The sequence below is a fragment of the Bacillus massiliigorillae genome (genome assembly GCF_000380245.2).
GTDB lineage: Bacteria > Bacillota > Bacilli > Bacillales > DSM-1321 > Bacillus_AD > Bacillus_AD massiliigorillae.
The window spans coordinates 1,522,003-1,539,888 of record NZ_HG428741.1 but is presented as its reverse complement, the minus strand read 5'-3'; the positions used below and the strand labels follow the sequence as shown (position 1 = coordinate 1,539,888).

General features: G+C 34.5%; 20 protein-coding genes. 2 read left to right on the top strand and 18 right to left on the bottom strand.

Features of this window, described 5'->3' with window-relative positions:
- Positions 1 to 14: 14 nt before the first annotated feature.
- From TX86_RS07170 to TX86_RS07160, 3 genes are all read right to left on the bottom strand, one after another.
- Positions 15 to 620, bottom strand: coding sequence for a branched chain amino acid aminotransferase (locus TX86_RS07170; RefSeq protein WP_042347563.1), 606 nt, complete (start codon positions 618 to 620; stop codon positions 15 to 17).
- 59 nt (positions 621 to 679) lie between these two features.
- Positions 680 to 1,435, bottom strand: coding sequence for an exodeoxyribonuclease III (locus tag TX86_RS07165; RefSeq protein ID WP_042347561.1), 756 nt, complete (start codon positions 1,433 to 1,435; stop codon positions 680 to 682).
- 298 nt (positions 1,436 to 1,733) lie between these two features.
- On the bottom strand, positions 1,734 to 2,624 hold the full coding sequence (locus tag TX86_RS07160) for a LysR family transcriptional regulator (RefSeq protein WP_052343570.1): 891 nt from the start codon (positions 2,622 to 2,624) through the stop codon (positions 1,734 to 1,736).
- A gap of 122 nt (positions 2,625 to 2,746) precedes the next feature.
- Between TX86_RS07160 and TX86_RS07155 the strand changes: the two genes are divergently transcribed.
- Positions 2,747 to 3,973, top strand: coding sequence for an MFS transporter (locus tag TX86_RS07155; RefSeq protein WP_042347559.1), 1,227 nt, complete (start codon positions 2,747 to 2,749; stop codon positions 3,971 to 3,973).
- Between the two features lie 176 nt (positions 3,974 to 4,149).
- Here TX86_RS07155 and TX86_RS07150 read toward each other — a convergent pair whose 3' ends face one another.
- On the bottom strand, positions 4,150 to 4,950 hold the full coding sequence (locus tag TX86_RS07150; RefSeq protein ID WP_042347557.1) for a carbon-nitrogen hydrolase family protein: 801 nt from the start codon (positions 4,948 to 4,950) through the stop codon (positions 4,150 to 4,152).
- A gap of 276 nt (positions 4,951 to 5,226) precedes the next feature.
- Here TX86_RS07150 and TX86_RS07145 point away from each other — a divergent pair, with 276 nt between their 5' ends.
- Positions 5,227 to 5,889, top strand: coding sequence for a GTP pyrophosphokinase (locus TX86_RS07145; protein ID WP_042347556.1), 663 nt, complete (start codon positions 5,227 to 5,229; stop codon positions 5,887 to 5,889).
- 36 nt (positions 5,890 to 5,925) lie between these two features.
- Here the strand turns inward: TX86_RS07145 and TX86_RS26625 are convergent, their stop codons facing one another.
- The 14 genes from TX86_RS26625 to fabG all read right to left on the bottom strand — a co-directional run bounded on the left by TX86_RS26625 (position 5,926) and on the right by fabG (position 17,796).
- Entirely contained in the window at positions 5,926 to 6,087 is a 162-nt protein-coding gene (locus TX86_RS26625; RefSeq protein ID WP_154663069.1) for a hypothetical protein, read from the bottom strand.
- Positions 6,088 to 6,128: 41 nt separating this feature from the next.
- Positions 6,129 to 6,899, bottom strand: a complete 771-nt coding sequence (locus TX86_RS07140) for a 3-hydroxyacyl-CoA dehydrogenase (RefSeq protein ID WP_042347555.1) — start codon at positions 6,897 to 6,899, stop codon at positions 6,129 to 6,131.
- A gap of 20 nt (positions 6,900 to 6,919) precedes the next feature.
- Positions 6,920 to 8,047: a CaiB/BaiF CoA transferase family protein gene (locus tag TX86_RS07135; protein WP_042347554.1), complete on the bottom strand. Its 1,128-nt coding sequence runs from the start codon at positions 8,045 to 8,047 to the stop codon at positions 6,920 to 6,922.
- 238 nt (positions 8,048 to 8,285) lie between these two features.
- Positions 8,286 to 8,987, bottom strand: coding sequence for a DUF421 domain-containing protein (locus TX86_RS07130; protein WP_042347552.1), 702 nt, complete (start codon positions 8,985 to 8,987; stop codon positions 8,286 to 8,288).
- Between the two features lie 287 nt (positions 8,988 to 9,274).
- The gene (locus tag TX86_RS07125; RefSeq protein ID WP_042347550.1) at positions 9,275 to 9,994 is read right to left on the bottom strand and encodes a DsbA family oxidoreductase; all 720 of its coding nucleotides are present in this window, start codon (positions 9,992 to 9,994) and stop codon (positions 9,275 to 9,277) included.
- A 330-nt stretch (positions 9,995 to 10,324) separates the two neighbouring features.
- Positions 10,325 to 11,098 carry an SDR family oxidoreductase gene (locus TX86_RS07120; protein ID WP_042347547.1) on the bottom strand — a complete coding sequence of 258 codons (774 nt, stop codon included), beginning with the start codon at positions 11,096 to 11,098 and terminating at the stop codon, positions 10,325 to 10,327.
- A 15-nt stretch (positions 11,099 to 11,113) separates the two neighbouring features.
- The gene (locus TX86_RS07115) at positions 11,114 to 12,319 is read right to left on the bottom strand and encodes an acyl-CoA dehydrogenase family protein (protein WP_042347545.1); all 1,206 of its coding nucleotides are present in this window, start codon (positions 12,317 to 12,319) and stop codon (positions 11,114 to 11,116) included.
- Positions 12,320 to 12,322: 3 nt separating this feature from the next.
- Positions 12,323 to 13,096 (bottom strand): 2-phosphosulfolactate phosphatase, encoded by a 774-nt coding sequence (locus TX86_RS07110; protein WP_154663068.1) that lies wholly within the window; start codon positions 13,094 to 13,096, stop codon positions 12,323 to 12,325.
- Between the two features lie 23 nt (positions 13,097 to 13,119).
- Entirely contained in the window at positions 13,120 to 14,181 is a 1,062-nt protein-coding gene (locus TX86_RS07105; protein WP_042347543.1) for a phosphotransferase family protein, read from the bottom strand.
- 308 nt (positions 14,182 to 14,489) lie between these two features.
- Positions 14,490 to 15,053 (bottom strand): TetR-type transcription factor C-terminal domain-containing protein, encoded by a 564-nt coding sequence (locus tag TX86_RS07100; protein ID WP_042347541.1) that lies wholly within the window; start codon positions 15,051 to 15,053, stop codon positions 14,490 to 14,492.
- Positions 15,054 to 15,142: 89 nt separating this feature from the next.
- Complete coding sequence (locus tag TX86_RS07095; RefSeq protein WP_052343569.1) at positions 15,143 to 16,057, bottom strand: ketopantoate reductase family protein; 915 nt, start codon at positions 16,055 to 16,057, stop codon at positions 15,143 to 15,145.
- A 99-nt stretch (positions 16,058 to 16,156) separates the two neighbouring features.
- Positions 16,157 to 16,564 (bottom strand): MaoC/PaaZ C-terminal domain-containing protein, encoded by a 408-nt coding sequence (locus tag TX86_RS07090; RefSeq protein ID WP_042347537.1) that lies wholly within the window; start codon positions 16,562 to 16,564, stop codon positions 16,157 to 16,159.
- Entirely contained in the window at positions 16,561 to 17,010 is a 450-nt protein-coding gene (locus TX86_RS07085; RefSeq protein WP_042347535.1) for a MaoC family dehydratase N-terminal domain-containing protein, read from the bottom strand. The genes TX86_RS07090 and TX86_RS07085 overlap by 4 nt, the downstream gene beginning before the upstream one ends.
- Positions 17,011 to 17,031: 21 nt before the next feature.
- Entirely contained in the window at positions 17,032 to 17,796 is a 765-nt protein-coding gene (gene fabG / locus TX86_RS07080; RefSeq protein WP_042347533.1) for a 3-oxoacyl-ACP reductase FabG, read from the bottom strand.
- Positions 17,797 to 17,886: the final 90 nt, after the last annotated feature.

Here is a 17,886-nt window from a genome sequence, read left to right as displayed (position 1 = left end):
TTTTTTACCTTTATTTAAGCTTCTTCAATCACTTCACCAAGTTCGAATATAAATGAATAAATTAATTGATAAGCTTCTCGAAGTGTCATATCTTCTTTATAACCGTTCACGAAGTTTAACATAAAATTCAAATCCCACAATCCATCACCTTGACTGAATATAATACCAGATTTTACAGAATCACCCGATAATGCATTTGATAAATATGACTTAATCGCTGATTCATATTTCTTTTGCAGCTTCAAACCTAACATAACATTATATGTACCAAATACATCGTCTACTTCTAAAGAAATGGCATCAACACCAATAATATTGAAATAATCACTTTCTAAATAAATAAACTCATTTTTATGTTTTACTAAATAACTTAATGGCTCATTTAAAAATTGCGAACCTTCTTCCGCTATTAATTCTTCCGTTTCTTTATTACAACGTTCAATATAAACATCTAAAAAACGTGATGAATCATCTTTTTCAGTTATTGTTATATTTTGATTTGGTAATAGATGATGCTTTTCAACGTATGCCTTTTCTTCTTTATATAATTCAATTTGCTGTGAATTACTGTCTTCTTTTAATAATCCTTCGATATATTGTTCCATTTGTTTTTTCAACATTGCTATTCCTCCAGTTGTAACTATCCATTATTCCAGTAATTTATGTGCCTCATTAGTTTTTACAAGTCTATTTCCATATAAACAGGGCAATGATCGCTACCCATAATATCAGCATGAATTTGAGAGTCTCTTAATACTTCTGTTAGTCGATTAGAGATTATGAAATAGTCAATTCTCCAACCAATATTGCGCTCTCGCACTTTAGCCATATAGGACCACCAAGTGTACGCATCTTCTCGATTAGGATAAAGGTATCTAAAGCTATCGACAAAGCCTGATTGTAATAACAGTGTCATTTTCTCTCTTTCTTCATCTGTAAAGCCTGAGTTGCCTCGATTTGATTTTGCATTTTTTAAGTCTAAATCATTATGAGCTACATTTAAATCTCCACAAAATACAACAGGCTTTACCTCATCTAGAGCCATTAAATAAGTCCTTACTTCATCTTCCCATTCTAATCTATAATCCAATCTGGATAAATCTCGTTTAGAATTTGGTGTATACATTGTAACAAAGTAGAAATTCTCAAACTCTAAAGTAATTACTCTTCCTTCCGGCTCATCATCTTTTTCCCCTAGACCATATGAAACAGAAAGAGGTTCTTTCTTTGTGAAAATCGCTGTACCAGAATAGCCTTTTTTCTCTGCGTAATTCCAATATTGATAATAGTTATCCAATTCTAATTGAATTTGTCCTTCTTGTAATTTTGATTCTTGAATACAAAATATATCAGCATTCACATTTGTGAAATAATCCATAAAACCTTTTTTCACACATGCACGAATGCCATTTACATTCCATGATACTAATTTCATATCTTAATTTTTCTACTCCTTATTTCTCATTCTTCAAATTTTAATGCTATATAGCTACTATAGCATTGGTTTATGTACAAAAAAATAAAAAAGAAGCCGAGTCGGTCCCAAAAGCGATTTCTAATCATATTTAGGACGGTCCTTTTTAAATTTCACTATCCTTTAACAAACAATTATATACCTATTCCTACATACAATTTATTGGCCTCCACTTCCATTGTTCGAATAGAGCCTACAGGAATTGCTTAATTTTATCAATTTCATTTAAATCGAGACAAACTAGCCCCTGGCCATGTTCTTATTTCATTTTAAACATTTCTATTATAAAGTTCCGAAAAAGCTCTGCTGTTGGCGAAAATGCTTTTCCTTTCATCCAAGCAATTCCTACATCTCGCTGACAATACGGGTTACTAATTTTTAATTTCTTTATTTTATTTGAACTAATTCCACTAAACTCAGGGATAATTGTAACGCCTAAACCAGAAGAAACAAGACCCGCTAATGTCGTTACATCTTCTCCTTCGAATTTAATCTTCGGAGTAAATCCGACCTGTTGACAGAAGCTCTCTGTCATTTCACGCATTCCAATCCCTTTTTTAAATCCAATAAAATGATCATTCGCTAACTCATCAAGCGAAATGGATTGTTTACTTGCTAAACGATGGTTAGCCGGAACATAAGCAAATAATTCTTCTTGAAACAATAGGTGCCAAACAATATTTGCATCTGGCTCAATAGGACCAATAAGACAATAATCAATCTCCCCATCTATTAATTGATGAATACTCATTACACTTGAACTTTGATGAATCTCCAATTCTACACCTGGGTATTGCTCATTAAAATGACTAATGATTTCAGGGACAATATGTATACCTAACGTTAATAAAAATGAAAATGAAACAGAACCTGTATGTGGATTTTGTAATTGATGTATTTCTTCAATTCCAGTTGAAATTTCCAATAATCCTTTTTCAACACGCTTTAAAAAAAGCTTCCCGTATTTATTTAATCTTACCGTTCTTCCTACACGATCAAATAACGCTATTCCCAATTCTTGTTCCATTTTAGTAATCGAGCGGGTTAATGCGGGTTGAGAAATGGACAATATTTCAGCTGCTTTTGTAAAATGTTCTATTTTTGCCACTACACGAAAGTATTCAAGTTGTTGCCACTCCAGTTCAATCATCTCCCTTCAATTCATAACCAAAAGGTATCGTTTATATAAATATAATACATTGGACGTTATGATACCTCAAGGAGTAAACTCTATTTATACAGTAATAAAGTCATTCAAAGGAGAGGTTCTTCTTGAGTTATACAGAAGCTGGAAGTAAATCATATAAAAAAATATTATTGAGTATGCTTTTAGGGAGTTTAGTTACATTTGCTATTCTTTATAGCCCACAACCCCTTATTAGTACATTTGCACAAGAATTTAATATATCACCATCCACATCAAGCTTTACCATTTCATTTGCTACAATTATGATGGCATTCGTTATGTTAGTGGTTTCAGTATTTTCAAATGCATGGGGACGCAAACAAATCATGGGTTTATCGCTATTATTCACATCTTTATTAAGTATACTATCTGCATTTAGCCCTTCATTTGAAATATTATTGGTTCTAAGAGTGTTAGAAGGTATTACTTTAGCAGGTTTTCCTGCAATCGCTATGACATATTTAAGCGAAGAAATCTCACCGATGAATATCGGTAGAGCAATGGGTGTATATATTGGAGGTTCAGCTGTTGGAGGTTTTGTTGGTAGATTATTAGTTGGTATTTTAACAGATTATTTCTCATGGAATATTGCTATACTTGGTTTAAGTATTTTCAGCTTAATTTGTAGTTTATTATTCTGGATTTACTTACCTGAGTCAAAAAACTTTAGAAAAGAAACAATATCATTTGCTCATTGGTCAAAAGGAATGTCGACAAGTCTACGAAATTATAAATTACTCTATTTATATGGCATTGGTTTTCTTTTCCTAGGTGTATATGTTGCATTGTTTAACTATATTGGTTTTCCTTTATCAGAGGAACCTTATAATTTAAATCATACATTAATTAGTTTTATTTTCATTATCCAATTAGTCGGTTCATGGAGTTCCTTTATTTTCGGTAAACTAACAGAGCGCTACTCTCGTAAAATATTAATGACTTGGGCAATTGCTTTAATCACTATTGGGGCATTAATGACACTTGTAGGCAATCTATTTTTCATGATTAGTGGTATGGCGGTGTTTGCATTTGGCTTCTTCGCTGGTCATACAACTGCTAGTGGCTGGGTAAGCTCTATCTCATCATTTAAATTTAAAAGCTACTCATCATCGCTATATTTATTCTTCTATTACGCTGGATCAAGTGTAATTGGCTGGTCAGGAGGATTATTCTTAAGCTTTGCTGGCTGGAATGGCTTAATTTTAATGATATGTGGATTCATTTTAATAAGTGGGGTATTTGTTATCCAATTAACTCGTTCACAACGTTTCGCAACACCAGCGAATCACAAAAACTTACGAAGCACCCACTAAATTGTAGGTGCTCCGTAGGTTTTTTTATCCCGTTCAAACTAGCGCTAAGACTCCCACTTCAAAACGGCAGCAACAGCAGGGGCGTTCAAATGGAAAATCAACCTCTAGTAAAAAAACCCAATTGGTTCAACTAATGCTCTGTGAGGCTTTTTTCCCTCACAGAGCAAAGCTTCACTTTATCTCTTCGCATAAAACTTTGGTCGTCGGTCTTTTACGCTTGGTAGTTTCCCTCTTACTTTTGCTATACGTTCATAATCAATATCTGTAGTGATTAACGTCTCTTCTTCACCAGCATTCGCTAATGCTACACCCATTGGATCTAGAATCATACTTCTACCTGTATAAATGTTATCAACTTGATTAGAAGCTACAATAAATACAGTATTTTCAATAGCTCGTGCTTTCAATAGTACTTGCCAATGTTCTTCTTTCATTGGACCTTTCACCCAGCCAGCTGGAATGATTAGCATATCCGCACCTTGAAGTGCCAACTGTCTCGCGATTTCTGGGAACCTGATTTCATAGCACACCATTAAACCGATTTTTCCGAATTCTGTATCTACGACCTTATATGGATTATCTCCAGCTACAATTGTATCTGATTCAACATAATTAAAAGCATCATACAAATGTGTCTTACGATAAGACTGAATAATTTTTCCTGTTCGATCAATAAAGACGGTTGTATTATAGGCACGCAACTCTGCATTTTCCTTCGTTTCAAATATACCGCAAACAACATAAATATTGTTTTTTCGAGCCGCTTCTCTCAAGCCTTCTACAAATGGTCCATTAAGTGGCTCTGCTACATCAACAGGCAATATCCCTGATCCAGGTACGATTAATGCCATATACATCTCTGGTAAAACAACTATATCTGCACCTTTTTTCTTAGCTGCTTCTATATACTTCTCTGCTTTTTTTAAATTAGCATCTTTATCTAAACTAGAAGATAATTGCGCAATACTAACTCTCATCCATACTACCCCCTTATCATGTACAAGATGAATCTACTAACTTACTATTCAAGTTGCATGAATACATAATTTACTAGTGATATTATATAATATAGTTGATAGATTTGAAATATCGGACAAGCAAATCAATTCAGAATAGACACTCTCTCCCGCTAATATCTAACTAATATAAAAGTTTACAATTATTTCTTTTGAAAAATACTACAAGAAAGCATTACAATATATTCAAGTGACCAACCGGTCATTTGTTTAACCACTCTGATTAGGAGAATATAAATGGATATACAAACATCAAATATTAAAGAATGGTCATCATTTATGATGAAATATAAATTCGCATTAGATGAAATGAATACGAAACTAAAAATTTTAAATGAAGAATTTCAAATTCTCCATGACCATAACCCTATCGAACATATTAAATCACGTCTTAAAAAACCTAAAAGTATTAGCGCAAAATTAGAAAGAAAAAACGTAAAACCTACATTTGAGAATATTGAAGAAAACGTGTTTGATATTGCTGGTATTCGTGTAACTTGTTCTTTCATATCCGATATTTATAAAATCTATGATTTAATTAAAAACCAAGATGATATACAAATCATAAAAGTGAAAGACTATATTGCTAATCCAAAACCAAATGGATACAAAAGTCTTCACTTAATAGTTACTGTACCTGTGTTCCTAACAGATCGTACTGAAAATGTATGTATAGAAATCCAAATTCGTACCATCGCAATGGATTTCTGGGCAAGCTTAGAACATAAAATCTACTACAAATTTCAAGATGAAGTTCCTAACAAATTAACCTCTGAACTAAAATCCGCTGCTGAAATGGTACATTTTTTAGACTGCAAAATGAAAGACATTAAAGAAGAAATGGATCTATATAAATCAGAAGAAAGCTTGCATAAGAAAAAGCAAACGTTAGCTTTTTAAAACTAAGAGCCATCATATAATTGATGGCTCTGTTCTTTATATCGTTTTTCCTTCTTCTAATCTATTAATTAAATCCGTTTTATTTGTTATTTCCAATTTATTAATGGAAAGCAACTCTTTTAACTGAAGCTTTTCTATAGAAATTTTCTCTTGTTTATCATTTTTGTTCGAAATATTCAGAATACCTGATTTTACCACTTTTTCATTCCTCCCACTGTCAAGATTATGTACATTTTTCCTCACTTTGGTTGCATACGAATCGCGCCATCAAGACGAATCGTTTCACCATTTAACATCGGGTTTTGAATAATAGAATTGACTAACATACCATATTCACTTGGCTCACCAAGACGAGAAGGAAATGGAACTGCTGAACCTAAAGCTGTTCTTGCTTCTTCCGGAAGAGTTGCAAACATTGGTGTATTAAACATTCCTGGAGCAATTGTCATAACACGCACTCCAAATGGAGCTAAATCACGTGCGATAGGTAATGTCATTCCAACAACACCGCCTTTAGAAGCGCTATATGCCGCTTGACCAATTTGACCGTCAAAAGCAGCAACAGATGCCGTATTTATTATAACTCCTCTTTCCTCGTTTTCATTTGGTTCATTATGAATCATTTGTTCAGCAGCTAGACGAATCATATTAAATGTTCCAATTAAATTGACTGTAACTACTTTAGTAAACGTTGCTAAATTATGTGCTCCTTTTTTTGATACGGTTCTTTGAGCATCAGCAATACCTGCACAATTAACTAGTGCATTAATAGAACCAAACGCATTAATTGCACTTGCAATTGCTACTTGAATACTTTCTTCATTTGTAACATCAGTCTTCACAAAGATTACTTTATCATTTCCTAACTCTTCTACTAAACTAGCTCCTCTTTCTTCCGATAAGTCAAGAATGGCTACTTTTCCTCCATTCGCTACAATATTACGTGTAGTTGCTTCCCCTAAACCGGATGCGCCACCAGTGACTAATGCGATTGTTTCTGTTAATTTCATTTTCATCCCCCTGTATTATCTTATTTATCCAAATTATCTAATATTTCATTCGTGTGTTGTCCTAGTTTTACCCCAGTAAATTTATACTCAGGTTTATAAGCATTTGTTTTAATCGGCGAAGCCAATTGATGAACAAAACCACCCTTTTCAGTTGGCACTTCTACAATCATGCCTCGTTCAGCAAATAAAGGATGACTACACGCTTCTCCAACAGTTAATACAGGCTCAACACAAGCATCAAACTGTGAAAAAACTTCTTGCCATTCAATAAATGTTTTAGTTAAAAATGCTTGTTGAATACTTTCCTTAAACATTTTTATATCTTCCTCTTTATCACTCATACTCATTTCAAATAATTCTGGTTGATTAATAGCTTCACATAATAACTTTTTAAAAGGAGGCTCTAAACTTCCAACTGAGAAGAAGCGTCCATCTTTCGTCTCATAATAACCATAAAATGAGCCACCATTCAGTAAAAAGCTTTCATAGTCCATTTCTATTCCTTTATCTAAATAAGCAGGACCAGCAAAAGCATTTAATGCTAAGCTACAATCCGTCATGCTAATATCAATCCACTGTCCTTCACCTGTTCGGTCTCGATGAATAACAGCCATTAATATAGCAATAACACTATGTAAGGAACCACCAGCAAGATCAGCAATTTGAACGCCTGATAAAACAGCTCCATCTTTCTTCGTGCCGGAATAACTAGCAATACCTGATAAAGCTAAATAATTATTATCATGTCCTGGCTTCTTTCGAAAGGAGCCTGTTTGACCATAACCAGTAATGGAACAATAGATGAGGTCTGGCTTGATACTTTTTAAATCTTCATATCCCAGCCCTAAACGATCCATTACGCCTGGTCTGAACTGTTCAATGATAATATCACATGTTGAAACTATTTTTTTAACGCTAGCAAGTGACTCTTCATCTTTTAAATCAAGGGCTATCGCTTGCTTTGAACGATTTAAATAGGCATGCACAGGTGAATCTTCACCTTGTTCCGTAAACAAACTTCGTGTTAAATCCGCTCGTGTTGGCGATTCAACGCGAATAACCTCAGCTCCAAAATCGGCAAACATCATCGTTGCATATGGTCCAGGAAGTAAAGTAGTAAAATCAAGAATTTTTAAATGGCTTAACATTATACTGCCCCCCCTATCTATATACATAATGTCTATACTTGATACTATCTTGCATTTTTTATGCCAGTTATTAAAAATAAAGAAAGCCAATCACAATACATTATTTCTATGTGTAATGCTTAAAGAAGTGTCTTTTTTTAAGACAAGTGTCTGTGCGTAAATACCGCATTTGCATGGTGTATAAAAAAACTGGTGCTGCACTCGTTTTAAGCTTTAAAAGAAATAACCTATTACCACTTTACAATAGAAAAACTTGCAATTTATCATTTTGGTCGATTGTCGCTAATAAGACATCTCGAATGTCTACATTATATGTTGATGTGATTATATTTTTCAGCCAATCCTCAGTAAACTTTGTTTTGTTTAACTCAAGATAATCAATTTTCCCTTCTTTAATGAGGACAGAAGGGAGAGAAAAAGGTTTATGTACTATTTTAAGATCTGCTCGGGTTGGTGTTTCATGTTGCGGATATAAAAAACTTGAAATAGATCCGTCTGGTTCCCATAAGGCAAGAGCAATTTTTTGAACATCTTCTATCTTTTGTTTTCTTAACTCCGATAATAGAAAATCAACTGAAATCCTAGCCTTTCGTAAGTTAGCGGAAACAATCTGTCCATTTTTTATAAGTAGAATTGGGCGGGAATCTATAAAATCTCGAAATGAAGCCCACTTCAGACTCAATAATACACCGACCGTATATAAAATAACTAAAACCGACATGGAAATCATGGAACCCTTCATTCCTAATTTTTCATCTGACAAAGGATGAGCGATAATATTACCAAGAGAAATAGCCATAGCAAAATCGAGTAATCTAAGCTGAGAAATAGAACGCTGCCCCATAATTTTTGTTGCAAAGAGCAAAAATAAAAAAGCAACGATTGCTCTCAGAATCCATTGAATGGCTGTAAGTGATTCTTGTTGATGAAAAAAGTCCACAATGACCCATCCTTTCTCTTTATGTGCTTCTTATCATCTCCTTTTAATAGCATTATTATGTATTTGTCACAGACCAAGATAAATGCTTGTCTTCCTATGCCAAAAGCGCATATATCAAACTTTATAAATAACTTTACTTAATTCACTTATTGGATATAACGATTTTCGAAACATCTCAAAAGCGTAAAGAGGCATCCTAAAAATGATTTTTTATCACTTTCAGGATGCCTCTTTTGAAATTACTGAAATATTAAATTGTTTAAAAAACAAATCAATTCCATTTATTTTTAAATGTTACAAGCTCCATCAGCACAATTAGCGCCTTTTGTGTCATCATTATCCGAATTCAAAACTTGTAAAGGTTGTTGCCCCTGTTCTTCTTCCCACACCTTCTCTAATACTTCTAAGAAAGCTTCTCCGGCTTGTGCACCAGATACCGCATATTTTTGGTTGAATACGAAGAATGGAACACCACGCACACCAATTTGTACTGCTTGTTTCATGTCATTTTGAACATCTTCACTATATTTTCCTTCTGTAAGTATTGCTTGAACTTCCTTTTCATCAAAACCTACTTCTGTTGCCAGCTTGGTAAGTACGTCATAATCACTAATATTTACAGAATCGGTGAAATAAGCTTTCAAAATTCTTTCCATCATTTCGTACATTTTGCCTTGTTGCTTCGCATAGTGGCTAAGGCGATGTGCAGCAAATGTATTTGTTAAAACCATATCATCAAAATTATATTCTAATCCTAATTCTTTAGCTTGTTGAGTAATTTGTTGTGTAAAGCCTTTTGCTTGCTCGTATGAAACACCTTGTTTTTCTGATAAAACTGTGTAAATATCTTTATCTACTACCTTTGGAGAATGTGGTTCAAGCTGATAGCTTTTGAATATCACCTCAACCCGATCTTTATGAGCAAACTTTTCTAAACCTTGCTCAAATCGGCGCTTTCCTATGTAACAAAATGGACATGCAAAGTCCGACCATACTTCTACTTTCATTTATATACCCCCATGCGTAATTAAATTATATAGGCTATTATAGACTGACCGTACAGTAAATACAAAGAAATCAACTCGATTATACAAGTCAAAACAAAAACCTTTCCACTCTTTATAATGTATACATCATTACCATGTTTTTCAATAAATACTTTTACAGTACTATTAATGTGTTTTTCCATACGTTTAGCATTTTCACTTCTCAATTCTTTCTTTGCTAAACGAAAAAAAGATCATGTAAGTTTCAAACTTTCCTATCACTTTGATAAAACAACAAGAAAGCGTAGTTCAATAGTAATCAAACCACGCTTTCTTGTTGATTATCAATACTTACATCGCATTACTTCCGCCATCAACTACAATAATAGCACCTGTTACATAATCAGAAGCTGCAGATGCCAGAAAAACAGCTGCACCCTTTAGATCTTTATCATCACCAAAACGCTTTAATGGCGTATTTTGCAGCAATCGATCACTTCCATTCGCAATAACATCTTTAGACATTTTTGTCGGGAAGAAACCTGGTGCGATAGCATTTACATTAATTCCATGTGGTCCCCATTTTACCGCCAAATCTTTCGTAAATGAAATGACCGCACCTTTACTTGCACTATAGCCAATGGCATCAAGTGTACTAGGGTCAGTTCCTTTCAATCCTGCAATTGAAGCTATATTTATTATTTTTCCTGCTTCTTGCTCTAACATAACTTTTCCTACTGATTGTGACATAAGAAAGGTTCCTGTCGTATTCACATTCATCACTTTATGCCATGCAGCTAACGGCATTTCCTCTGTTGGTGCTCCCCACGAAGCACCACTGTTGTTTACCAAAATGTCAATACGACCAAACTTCTTTACTGTCGTTTCAACTAATCGATTTACATCTTCCGGATTCGTTACGTCACATTTCATCGCCAAAGAATCTACACCTAAATCATTCAACTTTTGAGATACCTCAAGACAAGCTTCTTTATTTCGAGAACAAACGACTACATGAGCACCTGCTTCTGCAAATCCTTCTGCAATTTGCTTACCAAGTCCTCGTCCACCGCCTGTCACAATCGCTACTTTCCCTGTTAAATCAAATAAACGTAACGCATTCATCATATCCACTCCCTATCATTTATATTTTCTCAATTCATATTTAGCGACCGCTCTACGGTGAACTTCGTCTGGACCATCAGCCAAACGTAGCGTACGTATATTTGCCCAGCTTGATGCTAAAGCAAAGTCCTCACTTACACCTGCAGCTCCGAAAGCTTGAATAGCACGATCTAACACTTGCAATGCCATATTAGGTGCAACAACTTTAATCATAGCAATTTCTGCCTTTGCTTCTTTATTACCGACTGTGTCCATCATATAGGCAGCTTTTAATGTTAATAAGCGCGCCTGCTCAATATCAATTCGTGCTTGTGCAATCCAATCTTGAATAACACCTTGCTGGGCTAGTTTCTTACTAAAAGCAGTGCGACTTTGAACACGGATACACAACTCTTTAAGCGCACGTTCAGCAGCACCTATAGCTCTCATACAATGGTGAATGCGACCAGGCCCTAATCTACCTTGTGCAATCGCAAAGCCTTTCCCTTCACCCCATAGCATATTCGTTGCTGGAACACGGACATTTTCATAGATGATTTCTCCATGTCCATGAGGAGCATGATCATATCCAAATACAGGTAGCATTCTACTAATTGTAACGCCAGGAGCATCCAGGGGTACTAGAATCATAGATTGCTGTTCATACGACGGTGCATTAGGATCATTTTTCCCCATTACAATGGCGATTTTACAACGGGGATCACCCGCTCCAGAAGACCACCATTTCGTTCCATTTATGACATATTCATCACCATCACGAATAATGCTTGTTTTAATATTTGTAGCATCAGAAGAAGCAACATCAGGTTCTGTCATAGAGAAGCAGGATCGAATAGTACCTTCAAGCAAAGGCTTTAGCCATTGTTCCTTCTGCTCTTCCGTACCATAACGAACAAGTACCTCCATATTTCCTGTATCTGGTGCGTTACAATTGAAAACTTCTGGTGCAATGATAGATTGACCCATAATTTCACAAAGTGGAGCATATTCAGTATTCGTTAACCCTGCGCCATATTCACTTTCTGGTAAAAATAAATTCCATAAACCTCTCTTTTTTGCTATTGCCTTTAACTCTTCCATTATTGGAGGAACATGTGCAAATCGATTCGTAGGATCTAATTGCTCTTCATATAATTTTTCATTTGGAAAAATAAACTCTTCCATGAATTCATTGAGTTGTTTTTGTAGACCTTTCACTTTTTCTGAATAATCAAAATTCATTAATCACACTTCCTTTTTTTCGTATTGTGCATCGTATAATGCCTTCTCTTCAGCTACAATTGTGCCCTCTTTCGTTAAAGAAGCAACAATTTGAACAATTCCTGGATTTGATACAAACTGTAATACATCGTCGTACTCGTAGTTTTGCATCATCTTTCCAACTCTTGAGGAAAGTAACGTCTCACTCAATTGGTTTCTTACATTTTTATATACAAGTAACGCCGCTAAAGCAGCATCCGATAAATCCCATGGTTCATGACTGTATGCTAATAAATTATCTAAAAAATACCCTGCTCCTACTAAATCTTCTAGGCAAAACTCGCCTGAGGAACCTGAACAAACAATCAAAATTGTTTCATCTTGATGTTGTTTATATATTCGTTCCGCTATTGCTTTTCCATTAATTATTGAACAAATATATACCTTGTTAGCATCGGAACATTTTTGAATAGCAACTGTTCCATTTGTAGTGGAAAGAATCATTGATTTATCCTTTAAATAATTCTTTAATAACAAAGGATTTGGATCAAGAAATCCATCAATCGTATTTCCTTGATACTCACCTACTAGAGCATAATCTCCTTTACTTTTTCCTTCTGCTTCCTTTCTGGCATGAAGTTCATCGAGCACGGGTATTACTTCTTTAGCCCCAAAATGGAGTGCTGCAACGATAGTAGATGTCGCTAGCAAAACATCAAATACAACAGCAACTTTGTTACCTTTGAGTTTGCTAGCTTCAATTTCTTCTTTTTTCATCAAAAGATGTATTTTAGCCAACTCTATCTTCTCCTTTAAGTTGCTTAGTTTGAAAGACTAATTGCTTGCTGAATCATGCTATTAACGGTGACAGATAATCGTGCAAATCTTGGATCATCTGTTTGACCTTTTTTATATCGATAATAGATTTGCTGACCAATCACAGCTAACTTAAAATAGGCGAATGTTAAGTAATAATTAATAGTAGAAACATCTCGTCCACTTTTCTTCGCATAACTTTCAATAAACTCATCCCTTGTATAAAATCCTTCTAAAACGGTCACTGGTGGTGCTCCAAAGGCTGTCTTCAATTCATCCGAATCATCTGGTTGTACCCAATAGCTCATAGCCGCTGCCACATCGGTTAAAGGATCACCTACCGTTGACATTTCCCAATCAAATAGACCAATCATTTCACTTAAATCTTGAGAAAACATTGCATTATTTAATTTGTAATCATAATGAATAATCGTCGGCTCAAGTGAATGAGGCATACGTTTAATTAACCATTGTTTCAAGTCTTCTATACCATTAATATCATCTGTTTTTGCTCGTTCGTATCTGGAAGTCCATCCATGCACTTGGCGTTCTAGAAAACCTTCTGGACGACTCACTTCTATTAGTCTCGTTTGTGTATAATCAATGTTATGAAGATTAACGAGCTGATCCACCATCTTTTCAGATAGCGTTTTTCCTAATTCTGCAGAAGGTTGAAGAGAAGCAGGAAATGAAGTGTCTAAAACAACTCCTTTTTTCCTTTCCATTACAAAAAATGGGCTACCCACTAGAGTAAGATCATCACTAAATAAATATGGCTTCGGTGCAATTGGAAAGACGGGGTTTATTTGACTTAATATTCCGAATTCACGCTCCATATCATGCGCTTTAGGAGCAACTGGTCCTAAAGGAGGTCGACGAAGTACTGCCTCCCAATCGCCTATTTTCAAACAGTATGTTAAATTGGAATGTCCAGCCCCAAATTGTTCAACCATTAATTTTTCAGAAGGTAATCCTTCAATATGCTCACGAAGAAATTGTTCTAACACTGGAATATTTAATTCTTCTCCCGCTCTTACTGGTTTTGTATCTTTCAATTGATTTACCATCAAAACTCCTCCCTTATATGTACCATCAATACAAATTACCTTACTAACCGGTTGGTATGTAATTACTAAATTCGACAACATACCGTAAATCCCTTCTATCAATGTTAATTTTTAGTTACTTTTTTAAGTATATAACCACGAATTGTAAAATATTCTGTTTTATTCTATTAAAGTTAAAATGAGATTGGAAGCCAAATGAAGTATATACAGAGGATGTGTTACGTGTAAAAATGTATTTTCCATCACAATCTTCTTAATACTAGCCTTTTAGTATTAAGAAGATTCTAATAACTAATAAAACAATATGATTAGTTTTTTATTCCATTAAAAATCATATCTACATAAATGTCTGTTAAATCACTTTCACTAATTTCCCCCTCAGGATTAAACCAATAATAAGACCAATTTGTAATCCCCAAAATTCCGAAAGTGATCATATCTGCATTTAAACTTTCTTTAAATTCGCCCGTTTTGATACCTTCTTCAATTAATTGCTGATAGTGCTTTTTAAAGAGAGAACGCTTAGATTTAATATTCAAAAAATTACCCTCTTCAATATTTCTCATTTCTCGAAAGAAAATACGCGCACTTCTTCTATTTGTTTTGATATCACTAATAAGCATATAAACTATGTCTCTAAGTTTTGTAGTACAGTCTTTTGAAGTGTCGCTGATAATTGCCTCTTGTTTACTCAAAATTTCTTCTATATAAGATAAAGCAATGTTCTCAATGATATCCTGCTTACTAGTAAAATAGTAATAAAATGTACCTTTCGTAACACCGATTACATCCACAATATCTTGAACCGATGTTTCTTTGTAACCTTTTATATCAAATAATTCAATACTCGTTTCTAAAATTTTGTTTCTCATATACTATCTCCTCGTGTTTTTATCTAAACTGACATCAATCTTCATAAATTGTACTTTTAAAAAAAGCGAAATATAGAGAAAGTATATATTTACATATATTTAGATTGTATAAATTTCAATAGTTGATACATAGTTTCAAGAACTGGTGTAGGAGAATTCACTTCTTTACCCTTCCTAACTACATAACCACAAATAGATTCAATCTCCATCGGCTTCTTATTCAATTTGTCTTGAAGCATTGACGTATTATGTTGACCAGCTATATTTGAATTTTGATAAATCCCCTCATATATCTTATTTTCGATTGAGATTCCCAGTTTATCAGCAACTGTCATCGCTTCTTGACACATAGATTGGGAAATTTTCAAAAGGTCTTCATTGGCCATTATTTCACCAACCTTTGTTTCAGTTGCTGCTGACAATGGATTGAAGGCAACATTCCACAACAATTTCTGCCACTTAATCTTTACTATTTCATGGCTGATCTTAGCATTTACTCCTGCATCAGTGAACAAATTAACTAGTTTCTCAACATGATGAAATGCTTGCTGATCTAACACACCCAATATTAATCTTGGGTTAGATCCTGATTGCTTAATAACACCAGGGGCAGCTATTGAAGCTTGAATAAACGTAGAGACAGAAAGAACTCGTTCTTGACCAAAATACTGTACTAATATCTCTTCGTTATCCACACCATTTTGCAATGTAAGAATAATTGCTTCAGGCTTTATAATAGGTAATAACGCTTCTGCTACTTCTTTTGTATGAATAGATTTTACACAAATGAAAACATAATCCACATCAGAAAAGGATTGATAATCGTTAGTAAAAGATTTCTGTACAACAAAATCTCCCTTTTCACTTTCAATTTTCAAACCTTCCTTCTTCATCTGTTCATAATGATTTCCTCGTGCTAAGAATAAAACATCATTTCCTGCCTTACTTAAGTGCCCGCCAAAATATCCACCAACCGCTCCAGTCCCCACAATGCCAAATTTCAATTCTGCACACTCCTTTGGTATAAAAATAGCCCTATTAGTTTTCATTTTAGCTGTTCTAATAGAGCTATCTCAAATAATTGACTTTAGTTATTTACAATTTTAACTCTCATATATTGAATACTTCACGTGCCCTTTTAATACTTCTTGGTTATGTTGATTAACAGCTAAAACAGTGAATCTAATATTTTCATCTTGTTTTTCTTTTATAATTGCTTTTAAAGTAATCACATCATTCAGGAAGACCATACCTTTAAAACGAATGGAATAGTCACTAATAAAACCCTCATCAAAATAATCTGTAAAGAGCTTTGATAAATTACCCATTGTCCACATACCATGCGCGATAATTCCTGGCAATCCAGTTTTTATTGCTTCTTCATCTATCGTGTGAATTGGATTATAATCACCAGACGCCCCTGCATATTTGATTAAGTCTAGCCGAGAAACAGGTTCTAATTCAACTTCATTTAAGCATTCGCCAACAACATATTCTGTTAATTGTTTCATAGCATCATAACCTTTCTAACAGCCTCTGTAATGATGACCACTTGTTTAGAAGTAAAAATAATTTGTCCATTCATATCTTCCCCAGCACTTGTAAGTACAAGAATCCCCATTTTCCCATTGGATCCCGTCTTCTCGGAATAACCTTTTACCTCTGTATAACATTGTATTTCCTCACCAATAAACAAAGGACGCTCATAATGATATGTTTGCTCACCATGAATTAATCCTTTACTAGGAAGCTGTAACTCTTCAATATGACCATAATCAAATACTCTCGGAAATGTTGGTGGAGCAATATTTTGCTTATAACGAGATAGTTTACCAAACTCCTCATCTATGTAAATTGGATGAAGATCTCCAATTGCCGCCGCGAATTTCTTTACAGCGCCTCTTTCAACAATATTTTTTACTTTCTCAGATCGTTTTCCAATGACATTTTCAAACATTCATTTCCCACCATTCATTGGTTAATTTTTCGGACCACCAGCAACATAAATCACTTGACCACTTACAAAAGAAGACTTTTCATCAGCAAAAAAAGTAACAGCATTTGCAATATCTTCTGGTTTACCGCTTCGACCAACAGGAATATTGCTAACTTGATGCTTAATTAGTTCATCGAATGTAATACCTAAGCGTTTAGCCGTTTCTTTTGTCATTTCCGTCTCTATAAAGCCTGGTGCCACAGCATTGACTGTAATTCCATAGCGACCAAGTTCTATTGCCAATGTCTTAGTAAAACCTTGTAACCCAGCTTTAGCTGTTGCATAATTGGCCTGACCACGATTTCCTAATGCCGATGTAGAAGATATATTGATAATTCTACCATATCCCTTTTCTACCATGTATTTCTGCGCTGTACGAGAAGCTAGAAAAGCACCTTTTAAATGAACATCCATAACCGTTAACCAATCTGAGTCAGTCATTTTAAAAAGCATATTATCTCTAATAACTCCTGCATTATTAACCAAAATATCTATTGAACCAAATAATTCATAAACCTCTTTCATAGCTGCTTCAACTTGGTCAGCTTCTGTTACACTTGCAACCTTTGAATATATGGTATAGCCCTTTTCACGAAACTCATTCGTCGTTTCCTGTAATGCTTCTTCATTTACATCAATTAATGCAACCTTCGCACCTTCTTCAGCAAAACTTTGTAGTATCCCTTTTCCTATGCCCCGACTACCACCTGTAACAAACGCAACTTTTCCTTCAAAACGACCACTCATCATATAACCTCCATTGTAAATTCATTTTATGAACACCTTCATACCAACTAGTAAGTACAATTATTTTATTCTGATTTTTCTGACATTTCA